Here is a 14,159-nt window from a genome sequence, read left to right as displayed (position 1 = left end):
CGGCGATGACGATCTTCGCGGAGGTGGTGGCGCGGGTGGGGGCGGCCGCGTTAGAGCTTGCGAAGTCCACTGAGGACCCTTTCGAGCAGCGTGACGTCGGGCTGGTTTCCGGATTCGCCCCCGGAAGCGGGCTGGTGGATGGCGACGAGGCCGGCCTCGGCCAGGTCGGCCACGAGGATCCGGGCGACTCCCAGGGGAAGTGAGAGCAGCGCCGAGACCTCGGCGACGGACTTGACCTCCGTGCACAGCGTGCAGATCCGCTGGTGCTCGGGGAGGAGGGTGGACAGGCGCTGCGGATCGACGTCGGCGGAGACCAGGGCCTCCAGCGCGAGTTCGTAGCGGGGCCGGGTGCGACCACCGGTCATGGCGAACGGTCGGATCAGCGGGCCGGAATCCTGCTCGTCCTCGAACTCCTCGACGTACCCGGGCTCCTGGGCCGGCCGGTGGCCGGGGGCCTGGGCGGGCACCTGGCCGGGCGGCGTCGGGTGGCCGGGCGGCGGGGTGTCGAAGGCGGGCTGCGGCCGGGCGTACGGGTCGTACTGCCCGTACTGCTCCTCGGGCCGGGCGTACGGGTGCTGCTGGGGCTGCCCGTACTGGTGCCGACCGTACTGCTGACCGTGGCCGGCGCCGGGTGCTCCGAAGGCGTCGTGGCCCGTGCCAGGGTACGGAACGCCGTACTGGCCGCTGCGGTCGTCGGGCGGTGTCACGGTTCCTCTCCTCACAAGGTGCGGCGGTGCGGTGCGGGCTTCGGTACGAGTCCGGAGCCGGTGGTGCGAAGGCCGTACAACGTCCGAACCCGAGCCCGCCGAAGCGGGCCCGGGAAGGACGCGGAGGTACTTCGAATACCTGGACGGTATCCGACGAACCGTCAGTGCAGGAGACTGCCCTGGAGTTCTGCGCGGAGCGCGGGGGTGAGGACGGCGCCGGCCCGGTCGACGAGCAGGGCCATCTCGTACCCGACCAGACCGATGTCGGAGTCGGGGGAGGCGAGCACCGCGAGGGCGGAGCCGTCGCTGATGGCCATCAGGAACAGGAAGCCGCGCTCCATCTCGACGACGGTCTGGTTGACCTCGCCGCCTTCGAAGATCCGGCTGGCGCCGGAGGTGAGGGAGGTGAGGCCGGAGGCGACGGCGGCGAGCTGGTCGGCGCGGTCGCGCGGGAAGCCCTCCGACATGCACAGCAGGAGGCCGTCCGCCGAGACCACCACGGTGTGGGACACCCCGGGGGTGTTGTCCACGAAATTGGTGATCAGCCAGTTCAGGTTCTGTGCGGCCTGGCTCATCTGAGTCAACTCAACGCTCCTGGTGGTTCGAGCCGCCGAAGAGATCGGTGCTCCGGTTCTGTCCGTTGCCGGACTGGTCTACCTGATCGGGGTCGATCCGGAAGCTTCCGGTGTTGCCGGCGCTGCGGCCCTGCTCGACGCCGCGGCGCAGGTTGGTGAGGCGGCCACGGACCTCCTCGGGGCTGCGGGAGACCTGCGGCCCTTCCTGCGGGGTCGGCTTGGCGTTGCCGGGCACCAGGTTCTGCTTGGGCACGCGCCGGGGCAGTCCGGCCCCGGTGGTGCCGGCGGACGAGGGCTCGCGCAGCTGCTCGGCCCGCTGCCAGTCACCGTCGTTCGGCGACTGCCAGGGGGAGGCGGTCGGGCCGGTCGGGCCGTAGCCGCCCAGTGCGGACACGTCGTGGCCGCGGGACTCGACGGGCGCCGAGGTGTCCTTGGCGCCGGCGAACCAGTTCGGGGTGTCCCCGGACGGGGTCAGACCGACCGGGGCGCTGCCCGGGCCGCCGCCCGCCAGCTGCTGGCCGGGGCGGCGCTGGGGCAGCCCGGACGGCAGGGTGGCGGCGGGGGCCGGCGCGGGCTCGGCGGTGGGCAGGGCGGGCGGCTCCGGGGTGTACGGGTGGCCCGCGGGGGCCTCCACGGCCTGGTGGCCGTAGCCGTCCTGGGCGTACTCGTCCTGCTGGTAGCCGCCCTGGTCGTAGCCGTAGCGGTCGTCGGCGTAGCCGTCCTGCTGGTAGCCCTGCTGCTGCGGGTACTGGCCGTAGCCGTCCTGGGCGTACTCGTCCTGCTGGTAGCTGTTCTGGTCGTAGCCGTACTGCTCGTCGGCGTAGCCGCCCTGCTGGTAGCCCTGCTGCGGGGCGTACTGGTCGTAGCCCTGCTGGTAGTCCTCCTCGACCTCGGCGTCCAGCACCTGCTCCTGCGGGCCGCCCTCCAGGGCCGCGCGGCGGACCTGGTCGAGGCGCTGCGAGCGCTGGACGGCCTCCAGGGCCGGGCTGAACCCGGAGGAGCCAGCGTTGCCGATGCCGGTGAGGTGGTCGTCGAAGCCGAGCTCGGCGGCGCTGCGGCCGCCGTTGTCCGGGGCCCACTCGGCGGTCGGCTCCTGGTCGGCGAAGATCCGGGAGACGGTGAACTGCTCCTCCGGCTCCGGCGCCATCGCGGACTTGGTGACGAACGGCGGGAGCATGACGAGCGAGGTGGTGCCGGCGGACTCGCCGGACGGGCGGAGCTGGACGCGGACGTCGTGCCGCTGGGAGAGCCGGCCGACCACGAAGAGGCCCATGCGGCGGGAGATGGTGGCGTCGACCGTGGGCGGCTCGGCCAGCTTCTCGTTGATCTCCGCGAAGTCGTCGGCGGTGAGGCCGATGCCCTTGTCGTGGATCTCGACCAGCACCCGGCCGTCCGGCAGGCGGGTCGCGTTGACCAGCACCCGGGTCTGCGGGCTGGAGAACGAGGTGGCGTTCTCCAGCAGCTCGGCGAGCAGGTGGACGAGGTCGGTCACGGCGGCGCCGACGACCTCGACCTCGGGGATGCCGGACAGCTCGACGCGCTCGTACTGCTCCACCTCGGAGGCGGCGGCGCGCAGCACGTCGACCAGCGGGACCGGGGTGTTCCAGCGGCGGCCGGCCTCCTCGCCGGCGAGGACGAGGAGGTTCTCACCGTTGCGGCGCATACGGGTCGCGAGGTGGTCCAGCTTGAAGAGGTTCTCCAGCTGGTCCGGGTCGGCCTCGTTGTTCTCCAGGTCGGTGATCAGTGCCAGCTGGCGCTGGATCAGGCCCTGGCTGCGGCGCGACAGGTTGGTGAAGATCGCGTTGACGTTCCCTCGCAGCAGGGCCTGCTCGGCGGCGAGCGCCACGGCCTGCTGGTGGACCTGGTCGAAGGCCCGGGCGACTTCGCCGATCTCGTCCTTGCCGTGCAGCGGGATCGCGCTCACCGAGGTGTCGACCCGGTCCGGGTCGGTCTTGGAGAGCTTCTCGACCAGGTCCGGCAGGCGGTGGTCGGCGATCTCCAGGGCGGCGCTGCGCAGGGTGCGCATGCCGAGGATCATCGAGCGGGCGACGTAGCCGGTGAGCAGGCCGGCCAGGATCAGTGCGGCGACGACGATGACCGTGTTGAGGATGGCGTCGTAGAGCGCGTTGTCCTTGAGGTTGCGGGAGTCGGTGAGGACGGCGTCCAGCAGCGCGACTTCGGTGTTCCGCAGGGCCTGGATGTGGGTTCCGGCGGCCTGGTTCCAGTTGTCCGGGGTCAGACCGGAGTTCTTGGCCTCGGCGTACGCGGCGTCGGCGGCGGCCTTGCCCTTCTGCTGGCCGATGGCGGCGGCCTCGGCGTAGTTGGCGGCCAGCGCCAGCAGGCCCCCCATGGTGGGCGCGGTGCCGTTCGGCATCTTGTACGCCGAGCGGTCCTGGGCGGTGGCCAGGGCGACCTGGGCGTCCGCGTACTTGCGGGCGTCCTCGGGGGCGGCACCGGTGTTGAACTCGGAGAGCGAGACCTGTTCCAGCTTCTCCGCGACCAGGATCTGCTGGGTCATGTCCTGGTTCTCGTAGCGCGTGGTCACGCCCTGCGAGGCACCGACCAGCAGGCTCAGCATCAGCGAGCGCTGGGTCGAGGCGGAGGCCTTGGCCAGCGACATCGCGTAGATCGCGCGGCCCTTGCTGGTGGCGTTGGCGGAGCCGTTGCCGACCGAGTTGTCGTAGGCCAGCAGCGGCGCGAACATCGCCGAGTAGGCGCTCGCGGTGGCGCTGGCGAACAGCTCCCTGCCGTACGCGACCTGCCGCAGGTGCGGGAGGTCGACCACGAGGGTCTGGAAGGCCTCGTGGCGGCGCGGGAGCTCGCCGGACTTGTCGGAGGCGTCGTACGCGGCGTTGTAGGCCTTGAGCGCGGCGTCGGTGTCGGCGCGGCGCTTGGCGACCTCGTTGTTCGGGTCCTGCCCGGTGAGCAGGGGTATCAGGGTCTTGTCGCGCTCGTTCTCGAGCGCCTCGGCGAGTTCGGTCGCCGCCTTGGCGAGCTCGGCGGTCTTCTCGGCCTTGGAGGCCTTGATGTAGCCGTCGACCGAGGTGTTCACTCGCAGACCGCCGAAGACGAGACTGATGATCACGGGGATCAGCAGGATCGCGATCAGTCGGGTCGGCACGCGCCAGTTGCGCGGACGGAGGAAGTCGTACCGGCTGGACGGCCCGCCTTCGCCGGACTGACCCGCCGCACCCGTGCGCGGCTCCGTGGAGGCCGTCGGGGGCTTGGGGGCCGGGGTGGTCTGGGGACGCTCCTCGGTGGGAGTGAACGCGGAGAATCCGGCCGGTTCCGCGGCGCCGCCGTTCGGCGCGCTCTGGCGGGGCTCGGAGCGCCGCTGCGGGGCGGGTTGCTGCTTACGCCTCACTCGACTACTACCTCTCGGCCGACTTGCCGGCCATGGATCAATCCAGCGCTACCCCCGGGGCCCTGGCCCGCCGCCGGACGGCCGGAGCGGGATGTTCAGGGGTAGCTGGAATTTCAGCACGTGCAGGGATGGGGGACAAACAGCCGTCGCAAGGCACCCGCGTCGGAACAATACGGACAATCAACGACATGACGGAGCAAAACCGTGGTGATCTGGCGCTGAGTGACGCTGATTCGCCACGCTGCGTCATTGTTGATCACAAAATGCCTACCGAACTGTTATCCGCTGCTTATACACGGGTCTTGCGCGCGGCCCCGGGAGGACACCGGCCGGTAAAGCACCGCCGCCCCGGCGACCCGTCAGTGTGACGGTTCGCCGGGGCCGCTCGGTTCCCGCGGGTGCTCGCGCGCCCACCGGTGCCCGTGTGCCCGGCCCGTCAGCGGAGTCGGGCGAGGAGGGCGTGTTCGACGAGGGTGATGAGGGCGCTCTTGGCGCTGTCGCGTCGGCGGGCGTCGAGGGTGACGACGGGGGTGTCGGGGCCGAGTTGGAGGGCTTCGCGGACTTCGTCGCCGGTGTGGGGCTGGTGGCCGTCGAAGCCGTTGAGGGCGACGACGAAGGGCAGGCCGCTGTTCTCGAAGTAGTCGAGGGCGGGGAAGCAGTCGGCGAGGCGGCGGGTGTCGACGAGGACGACGGCTCCGATGGCGCCTCGGACGAGGTCGTCCCACATGAACCAGAAGCGGTCCTGTCCGGGGGTGCCGAAGAGGTAGAGGATGAGGTCTTCGTCGAGGGTGATGCGGCCGAAGTCCATGGCGACGGTGGTGGTCGTCTTGCCGGAGACGTGGCTGATGTCGTCGATGCCGGCGGAGGCCGAGGTCATGACGGCTTCGGTGCGCAGGGGGTTGATCTCGGAGACGGCGCCGACGAGCGTGGTCTTGCCGACGCCGAAGCCGCCGGCGATGACGATCTTCGCGGAGGTGGTGGCGCGGGTGGGGGCGGCCGCGTTAGAGCTTGCGAAGTCCACTGAGGACCCTTTCGAGCAGCGTGACATCGGGCGTTCCGCCCGACTCGCCCGCGGCGGCGGGCTGGTGGATGGCGACGAGACCGGCCTCGGCCAGGTCGGCCACGAGGATCCGGGCCACACCGAGCGGAACGCCGGCCAGTGCGGAGATCTCCGCGATGGACTTGACCTCGCGGCAGAGACCGACGATCCGGGCGTGCTCGGGCAGCAGCCCGGTGGTGCGCTCGGCCGAGCCCGTGGTCGAGATCAGGGCCTCGATCGCGAGCTGGTAGCGGGGGCGGGTCCGGCCGCCGGTCATCGCGTAGGGGCGGACCAGCGGCTGCTGCTCGTAGCCGTCGGACTGCTGCCCGCCGTAGCCGCTGCCGTACCCGTTGCCGTACGAGCCGGCGGGTGTCGAGGGCGGGGTCATGGGTCCTCCTTGTGCTGCGGCCTTGGGCAGCCGGTTCCAGCTGGGGCGGTGCCAGCTGAGGCGGGATCAGCTGCCTGAGGGTAGCTGAGGGTGAGGCGCCGGGTCCGGTCGGGTCGGACCCGGTGCGGGGTGGAACGGTGGATGGTCCGCGTGGGTTCCGGTCAGTGCAGGAGACTGCCCTGGAGTTCCGCGCGGAGTGCGGGGGTGAGGACGGCGCCGGCCCGGTCGACGAGCAGGGCCATCTCGTACCCGACCAGACCGATGTCGGAGTCGGGTGCGGCCAGGACGGCGAGGGCGGAGCCGTCGCTGACGGCCATCAGGAACAGGAAGCCGCGCTCCATCTCGACGACGGTCTGGTTGACCTCGCCGCCCTCGAAGATCCGGCTGGCGCCGGAGGTGAGGGAGGTGAGGCCGGAGGCGACGGCGGCGAGCTGGTCGGCGCGGTCGCGCGGGAACCCCTCGGACATGCACAGCAGGAGGCCGTCGGCGGAGACCACCACGGTGTGGGACACCCCGGGGGTGTTGTCCACGAAGTTGGTGATCAGCCAGTTCAGGTTCTGTGCGGCCTGGCTCATCTGGTTCAACTCAACGCTCCTGGTGATCTGCGCCGTTGCCGTCGCTCCGGCCACCGAAACTATCGAATCCGGGCTGCTGGGCACCATGCTGGGAGCCCGGCTGGTTGGCGGCCTGCTCGGCCCCGGCCCGCCGGCCCTGCTGGATGCCGCGGCGCAGGTTGGTCAGGCGGCCGCGGACCTCCTCGGGGGCCCGGGAGACCTGGGGACCGGTCAGCGGCGAGGCCTCGGCGGTGCCGGAGACCAGGTTGGCCTGCGGGGTCCGCCGGGGGAGGCCGGACATGGTGACCCCGCTGGTCGAGGGCTCGCGGACCTGCTCGGCACGGCGCCAGCGCTCGTCGTTCGCGGACGGGCGCCAGGGCGCGTCACCGACGCCCGGCTGCGGCTGGCCCTGCGGGGCCTGCTGCTGGGGGGCCTGCTGGGCCTGCGGGGCCTGCTGCCGGGGCGCCTGGCCCTGGGGGGCCTGGGGGCGCTCCTGCCGGGGCTGCTGCTGCGGGGCCCGCTGCGGCCGGCCCGGCTGCTGGAGGTCCGGCTGCTGGAGGTCCGGCGCGGAGGTGCCGGGGCGGCGCGGCTGGTACGAACGGGGCCGGCCCTGCGGCTGGCCGTCGGCCTGCTGCGGGTACCAGGGCTGCTCGCCGGTGGCCTCGGACGGGCCGGTCGGCAGGGCCATCGGCTCCTGGCGCTGCGGCTGCTGCGGCGCCTGCTGCTGCGGGGCCGGCTGCGGCTGCTGGGGCTGCGGCTGGGCCGGGCCCGGCACGTTCGGCAGCACCGGCTCCACCAGGCCGAGGCCCAGCGGGTCCCGCGGGTCGATCTGGCTGGCCTCGAAGCGCGGCCGGGCGAACTGCTGGGTGCTCTCCACCGACGCCGGCTCGGCCGACGGCAGCGGCTGGGGCTGCTGCTGCGGGGGCAGCTGGGGCTGGGGCTGGCGGCCCTGCTGGGGCGCCTCCGGGCCGGGACGCTGCGGGCGGCGCTGGCCCTGCGGACCCTGAGGCCCCTGGGGACCCTGCGGACCGGGCCGACCCGGCTGACCCGGGCCCTGCGGGCCCTGCTGGCCGGGGGTGCGCTGCGGCAGGCCGTCCTGCGGACGGTTGCCCGGACGGGCACCCTGCTGCGGGGCGCCGGGACCGCCGGGGCGGCCGTGCTGCGGCTGCTCGCCGGTCCGCGGCGCGGGAGCGCCCGGAGCACCGTCGAACTCGCCGCCGGGACGCGGACGTTCCTGGCCGGGGCGGCCCTGGCCGCGGCGCGGCAGGCCGTTCGGGCCGCCCTGCGGCGGGCCCTGACGGCCGGGGGAGCGCTGCGGCAGCGCGCCCTGCGGCGCCTGCTGCGGCTGGCCGGGGCCCTGCTGACCGGGCTGACCCGGTCCCTGCTGACCGGGCTGACCGGGGGCCTGCTGGCCGGTTCCCTGCGGGCCCTGACCCTGCGGCGCCGTGGCCGGTCGGCCCTGGCCGCGCCGGCCCGGCTGACCCGGGCCCTGCGGGCCCTGCTGGCCGGGGGTGCGCTGCGGCAGGCCGTCCTGACCGGACCGGCCCGGAGCCTGCTGGCCCTGCGGGGCCGGGGGGGTCTCGCGCAGCGACTGGCCGACCTGACGGGTCGGCAGACCGGCCGGCCCGCCGGTCCGGCCGCCGGGCGCACCCGGGCCGGTCGGCGCGGCGGGGGCGGACGGACCGCCCTGGCCGAGCTGCGGACGGCCGCCCTGCGGGGCACCGCCCGCCGGGCCCTGGCCGAGCGCGGCCGGACCGCCCTGGCGGGCGGGCGGCACCTGGCGCTGCTGGCGCGGCGTCGGGGCGGCCCCGCGCTGCTGCTTGCCCGGTGCGCCGGGGCCGGGACGGCCGCCGGGGCCGCGCCGGTCGGCGGAGTTGGTGACGTCGACCGGGAGCATGACCAGCGCGGTGGTGCCGCCGGAGTCGCTCGGACGCAGCTGGATCCGGATGCCGTGTCGCAGGGACAGGCGGCCGACCACGAAGAGGCCCATGCGGCGGGAGACCGAGACGTCCACCGTCGGCGGGTTGGCCAGGCGCTCGTTGATCTCGGCCAGGTCGTCCGGGCTGAGGCCGATGCCGGTGTCGTGGATCTCGACCAGCACCCGGCCGTCCGGCAGGGCGTGGCCGGTGACCCGCACGCGGGTCTGCGGGCTGGAGAACGAGGTGGCGTTCTCCAGCAGCTCGGCGAGCAGGTGGACGAGGTCGTTGACGACGCGGCCGGCGACCTCGGCCGACGGCACGGCGGCGAGTTCGATGCGCTCGTACTGCTCCACCTCGGAGGCGGCGGCGCGGAGCACGTCGACCAGCGGGACGGGGCGGGTCCAGCGGCGGCCCGGGTCCTCACCGGCGAGGACGAGGAGGTTCTCGCCGTTGCGGCGCATGCGGGTCGCGAGGTGGTCGAGCTTGAACAGGTTGGCCAGCTGGTCCGGGTCGGCCTCGCGGCTCTCCAGCTCGGAGATGAGCGACAGCTGGCGCTGGATGAGGCCCTGGCTGCGGCGCGAGAGGTTGGTGAACATCGCGTTGATGTTGCCGCGCAGGAGGGCCTGCTCGGCGGCGAGGCGGACGGCCTCGCTGTGCACCATGTCGAACGCGTGGGCCACGTGGCCGATCTCGTCGGTCGAGTCGACGGCGACCGGCTCGACCGTGGTGTCGACGTCGTGCGGGTCGCTCTCGGAGAGCGTCTTGACCAGCTCGGGCAGGCGGCGCTCGGCGACGTCCTCGGCCGCGGTCTGCAGGCGGGTCAGCGAGCGCACCATCGAGCGGGCGATCAGACCGGCGCCGCCGAGGGCGATGATCAGGGTCAGGGCGACGGCGGCACCGATGATCAGGGCCTCGGTGTCGGCCTGGGACTGGAGGTCCTGGGCCTTTCCGTCGAGGTCCTCGATCAGTTTGGCCTCGATCCGGCGCTCGGCCGTGATCTTGGTGGTGGCCTTCTCGTACCAGTCCTTGTACGAGACCGCCTCGGTCTGGTGGATGCCGCCCGGCTGGAGGATCGAGCGCGAGTAGCGGTCCGCTTCGGCGATGACGTTGTTGTAGCTCAGCTGGCCGCGCAGGTTGTCCAGGTCGTGCGAGGTGTAGATGTTGTTGAAACTGGTCAGCGCGTTGTCGTACGTGGTGCGCAGGCGGATGCCGAAGGACTCGTCGCTCGCGCTCAGGTCGGGGGCCTTGGGGTTGCCCAGACCGGCGCTGATCAGCGCGCGCTGCTGCGAGGTGGCGTCCTTGGCGAGCGAGAACTGCTGCAGCGCGCGGGTGGCGATGAGCAGGTCCTGGTTGTTCGAGGCGAGCGCGATGTCCTGGGTGATGCCCAGGAGGTCGCGGATGATCACGTCGTACGCGGTGATCGTCGCCTGGATGTTCTGGTTGTTCTGGTACGGCGTGTTGCGGGCGTCCGCGATCGAGTTCAGGTCCTTGCGGATCTGGAACAGCAGCGCCTTCCCGCCGGAGAGCTGGAGGTTCTCGAACTTGTCGGAGGAGGCGGTGAAGGTGCGGCTGAGGTCGTCGGTGCTCTTGCGGGCGGCGACGATCTCGTCGTCCAGCGGGTCGTTCGGCCGGTTGGTGATGTAGCCGGCGCTGATGTCGCGTTCGGTCTGCAGGGCGTCCGCGAGGTTGGTCGCCTTCTTGGCCAGGTCCGACAGGTTGGCCATCTGGGCGAGCTGCTGCGAGTTCTGCATCGAGGTCTGGATGCGCAGGCCGCCGAGGACCAGCGAGACCATGACCGGCAGCGCGAGCAGGGCGATCAGTCGGGTGCGGATGCGCCAGTTGCGCATCGCGAGCCGGCTCAGACCGGTGGCGCGGCGCCTGGTCAGGGTGGTCCGGAGCTTGTCCCGGGCGGACTTCCGTTCCTGGCCGTCGTCGTCCGGCCGGGCGAGGGCCTCGGGCGTCACGGGGTCGGTCGGGCCGCCGGGGGCCGCCGCCTGTTGAGGGGCTGCCACGGGCTCGCGCGACTCCGGGTTACCCGCGGCGCCGCTACCCCTTTTGAAACGTCCCTGCACTGGCGTCGCAACCTCTGGACCGGGCGTCCCGCCGCGTCGCCACGGCCTGGACGGTGTCGAGTTTCCTTCCGCACCCCGGCCGGTCCGGGAGAGCGGGTCGCCGGGGTGGACTGCTCCCTACCCACGGTCCGTGGCATTCCAGCACAGCGAGGGAATCCCAACAAGGGCCGCCGGAACCGACGGTCGGGTACTACCGAACGCATGCGTGATCTCACTGACTGTGCGGTAACCGGACCGGAATACCGCCTTTTTCGGACACTCGCCGGATACATGCCAACGTGGCCGGAGATCGACAAGAGTCGCAGACCTGCCGAAATGACCGTTCCGGGCGAATTGTCGGGAAATTCCGATCCGGCGATATGTCGGATATTCGTGATTTGTGCGTCAATTTGTGAGCAAAATCACAGGTGAATGTGTAGCTTTGGTCACGGCCCGTATGGAAAGAGATCTCGTAACCTTGGCTGTCTCCTGAGCACGGCCCCGATCAGCCTGCCCAGAACCCCTCCGAATCAATCGGAATCACGCAGGCCGGTGCGGATCCCTGGCGGACCGCCCGGCCACGACCACGAGGTGCTCTCGATGTCCCTGGCGAAGAAGGCCACCAAGTCCACGCTGTCCTGCCGCTCCACGGCGAACCCGCGCCGGACCACGCTGGCCTCGGTCGAGGACTTCAGCAGGATCCCGGGTGCCCGCAAGCCCGAGGACGTCGTCACCTACGGCACCGAGCTGCCGGCCGTCACCGCCAACCCGCGCCGCGTCCAGCTGATGGTCGCCCCCGTCATCACCCCCCGGGACTGATCCCGCCCCTGGCGCGACCCGAGGGCGCCGTCACCGCGAACAGCGGTGGCGGCGCCCTCGTGCGTCCTGGGTCGGGGCCCTCCGCCCCGACCGCGCTGAACAGGGCCGAAGGGGTCGCGGGAGGCCCCACGCGATAGCCTGGGCGCGATTGACGGGGCCGCGCCCGTGGCGGGCGGGGCGCCCAGCAGCGCCCGGGGGCGCCCCGGGCGGCCGACGAAGCGAGGGGTAGCCCAGCCGTGCGCATTGCCAGGTTTTCCGTCCGGGAGGGGAGCCCTGCCGCCGGCAGCGTTTCCTTCGGCGTGGTCGAGGGGGATCCGTCCCGGCCCGACTCGCTGGTCGTGCACGAGCTGGCCGGTCACCCGTTCGGCCAACCCCAGCCCACCGGTGAGAGCTACCGCTTCCAGGACGTCCGGCTGCTCAGCCCGATGCTCCCCAACAAGATCGTGGCGGTCGGCCGCAACTACGCGGCGCACGCGGCGGAGCTGGGCAACGACGTCCCGGACGTCCCGCTCACCTTCTTCAAGCCGTCCACCTCGGTGATCGGCCCGACCGAGAACATCGCGTACCCGCCGTTCTCCTCGGACGTCCACCACGAGGCCGAACTCGCCGTGGTGATCGGCCGGATGTGCCGCGAGGTGCCGCTGGACCGGGTGCCCGAGGTGATCCTCGGCTACACCTGCGCCAACGACGTCACCGCCCGGGACGTCCAGCAGCGCGAGGGCCAGTGGGCCCGGGCCAAGGGCTTCGACACCGCCTGCCCGCTGGGCCCGTGGATCGAGACCGACCTCGACCCGTCCGACCTGGCGATCACCTGCACGGTCAACGGCGAGCTCCGCCAGACCGGCCGCACCTCCCTGATGATCCGCTCGGTCGCCGAACTGGTCGTCCACATCTCCGAGGCCATGACGCTGCTGCCCGGCGACGTCATCCTCACCGGCACGCCCGCAGGGGTGGGCCCGCTCAACGTCGGCGACGAGGTCGCCGTCTCCATCGAAGGCATCGGCACTCTCGCCAACAAGGTGATCAAGCGTGGCTAACACTGACCCGGCCGTCCGGGTTCGCTTCTGTCCGTCCCCGACCGGCAACCCCCACGTGGGCATGGTCCGCACGGCTCTGTTCAACTGGGCCTACGCCCGCCACACCGGCGGCAAGCTGGTCTTCCGGATCGAGGACACCGACTCCGCCCGCGACTCCGAGGAGTCGTACACCCAGCTGCTGGAGGCCATGAGCTGGCTCGGCCTGGACTGGGACGAGGGCCCGGAGGTCGGCGGCCCGCACGCGCCGTACCGCCAGTCGCAGCGGATGGACATCTACGCCGACGTCGCCCGCCGCCTCCAGGAGGCCGGCCACGCGTACCACTGCTACTGCAGCACCGAGGAGCTGGACGCCCGGCGCGAGGCCGCCCGCGCGGCCGGCAAGCCCTCCGGCTACGACGGCCACTGCCGCGAGCTGACCGAGGAGCAGGTCGCCGTCTACAAGCTGGAGAAGCGCGAGCCGATCCTGCGCTTCCGGATGCCCGACCGGACCATCTCCTTCGACGACCTGGTGCGCGGCACGCTCACCTTCGAGCCGGAGAACGTCCCGGACTACGGCATCGTCCGCGCCAACGGCGCCCCGCTGTACACCCTGGTCAATCCGGTGGACGACGCCCTGATGGGCATCACCCACGTGCTGCGCGGCGAGGACCTGCTGTCCTCCACCCCGCGGCAGATCGCGCTGTACGCGGCGCTCGCCGAGATCGGCGTCGGCGAGGGCGCCACCCCGCGCTTCGGCCACCTGCCGTACGTGATGGGCGAGGGCAACAAGAAGCTCTCCAAGCGCGACCCGCAGTCCTCGCTCAACCTGTACCGCGAGCGCGGCTTCATCCGCGAGGGCCTGCTCAACTACCTGTCCCTGCTGGGCTGGTCGCTGGCCGAGGACCGCGACCTGTTCGACATGGACGAGATGGTCGCCGCCTTCGACGTCGCCAAGGTGAACTCCAACCCGGCGCGCTTCGACCTCAAGAAGTGCGAGGCGATCAACGCCGAGCACGTCCGCCGGCTGGCCCCGGAGGACTTCGTCCGCCGCCTGGTGCCGTTCCTCCAGGGCCCCGGCCTGCTGCCGGCCGAGCCGACCGCCGAGCAGCTGGACCTGCTCGCCCGGATCGCGCCGCTCACCCAGGAGCGGATGGTCGTGCTGAGCGAGATCGTCAACATGGCCGGCTTCCTGTTCGTCGACCCGGCCGACTTCGCGGTGGACCCGGACGACGCCGCCAAGGTGCTGACCGCAGACGCCGGCCCGGTGCTGGAGGCCAGCGTCAAGGCGCTGGAGGAGCTCGCGGACTTCACCCCGGAGCCGATCCAGGCCGCGCTGCGCGAGGCCCTGGTGGAGGGCCTGGGCATCAAGCCCAAGTTCGCCTTCACGCCGCTGCGGGTGGCCGTCACGGGCCGCCGGGTCTCGCCGCCGCTGTTCGAGTCGATGGAGCTGCTCGGCCGCCCCGAGACGCTGCGCCGGCTCCGCTCCGCCCTGGACGCGCTGCCGACGGCCTGAACGGCCCGCGCAAGCGCCTCCTGAGCAGCCCGCGGGCCCGGCTCCGTGCCGGGCCCGCGGCGCACCCGGAGGTCATCGGACGGCCTCCCCACCGCTGCCTGCGGTTATCGATTTTGGAGCCAGGGCAGACGTCGGGTAATGTTCTTTCTGCGCCGCCCGGGAGGGAACGGACGAGGGAGCGAAAGCCCCTCGGAACGGGACCGACCGAGAGGCG

General features: G+C 72.3%; 10 protein-coding genes. 3 read left to right on the top strand and 7 right to left on the bottom strand.

All coding sequences use genetic code 11. From position 1 onward, the window contains the following. Nucleotides 1-50: 50 nt before the first annotated feature. The 7 genes from ACFXOZ_RS19220 to ACFXOZ_RS19190 all read right to left on the bottom strand — a co-directional run bounded on the left by ACFXOZ_RS19220 (nucleotide 51) and on the right by ACFXOZ_RS19190 (nucleotide 10,558). The gene (locus ACFXOZ_RS19220) at nucleotides 51-707 is read right to left on the bottom strand and encodes a DUF742 domain-containing protein (RefSeq protein WP_380525286.1); all 657 of its coding nucleotides are present in this window, start codon (nucleotides 705-707) and stop codon (nucleotides 51-53) included. Between the two features lie 161 nt (nucleotides 708-868). Beyond that, nucleotides 869-1,282 (bottom strand): roadblock/LC7 domain-containing protein, encoded by a 414-nt coding sequence (locus ACFXOZ_RS19215; RefSeq protein ID WP_097236138.1) that lies wholly within the window; start codon nucleotides 1,280-1,282, stop codon nucleotides 869-871. Nucleotides 1,283-1,292: 10 nt separating this feature from the next. Further along, a complete protein-coding gene (locus tag ACFXOZ_RS19210) occupies nucleotides 1,293-4,646 on the bottom strand; it encodes a nitrate- and nitrite sensing domain-containing protein (RefSeq protein ID WP_375891703.1) in 3,354 nt (1,117 codons plus the stop codon). A 436-nt stretch (nucleotides 4,647-5,082) separates the two neighbouring features. Then, a complete protein-coding gene (locus ACFXOZ_RS19205) occupies nucleotides 5,083-5,667 on the bottom strand; it encodes an ATP/GTP-binding protein (RefSeq protein ID WP_375891705.1) in 585 nt (194 codons plus the stop codon). Beyond that, the gene (locus ACFXOZ_RS19200) at nucleotides 5,648-6,073 is read right to left on the bottom strand and encodes a DUF742 domain-containing protein (RefSeq protein ID WP_375891707.1); all 426 of its coding nucleotides are present in this window, start codon (nucleotides 6,071-6,073) and stop codon (nucleotides 5,648-5,650) included. The genes ACFXOZ_RS19205 and ACFXOZ_RS19200 overlap by 20 nt, the downstream gene beginning before the upstream one ends. Before the next feature lie 161 nt (nucleotides 6,074-6,234). Continuing rightward, nucleotides 6,235-6,648: a roadblock/LC7 domain-containing protein gene (locus tag ACFXOZ_RS19195; RefSeq protein ID WP_030248297.1), complete on the bottom strand. Its 414-nt coding sequence runs from the start codon at nucleotides 6,646-6,648 to the stop codon at nucleotides 6,235-6,237. A gap of 10 nt (nucleotides 6,649-6,658) precedes the next feature. Beyond that, on the bottom strand, nucleotides 6,659-10,558 hold the full coding sequence (locus tag ACFXOZ_RS19190) for a nitrate- and nitrite sensing domain-containing protein (protein ID WP_380591588.1): 3,900 nt from the start codon (nucleotides 10,556-10,558) through the stop codon (nucleotides 6,659-6,661). 639 nt (nucleotides 10,559-11,197) lie between these two features. On the opposite strand from ACFXOZ_RS19190, the gene ACFXOZ_RS19185 reads away from it, so the two are divergent. The 3 genes from ACFXOZ_RS19185 (at nucleotide 11,198) to gltX (ending at nucleotide 13,945) form a co-directional block, all read left to right on the top strand. After that, entirely contained in the window at nucleotides 11,198-11,416 is a 219-nt protein-coding gene (locus ACFXOZ_RS19185) for a hypothetical protein (protein ID WP_375891710.1), read from the top strand. A gap of 236 nt (nucleotides 11,417-11,652) precedes the next feature. Beyond that, complete coding sequence (locus tag ACFXOZ_RS19180; protein WP_375891711.1) at nucleotides 11,653-12,453, top strand: fumarylacetoacetate hydrolase family protein; 801 nt, start codon at nucleotides 11,653-11,655, stop codon at nucleotides 12,451-12,453. Beyond that, complete coding sequence (gene gltX, locus ACFXOZ_RS19175; RefSeq protein ID WP_380525281.1) at nucleotides 12,446-13,945, top strand: glutamate--tRNA ligase; 1,500 nt, start codon at nucleotides 12,446-12,448, stop codon at nucleotides 13,943-13,945. Before ACFXOZ_RS19180 ends, gltX begins: the two co-directional genes overlap by 8 nt. Nucleotides 13,946-14,159: the final 214 nt, after the last annotated feature.

It is taken from the genome of Kitasatospora sp. NPDC059160 (assembly GCF_042755465.1).
Taxonomy (GTDB): Bacteria; Actinomycetota; Actinomycetes; order Streptomycetales; family Streptomycetaceae; genus Kitasatospora.
The sequence above is the reverse complement of the archived record's forward strand: the minus strand, read 5'-3'. Positions and strand labels throughout refer to the sequence as shown.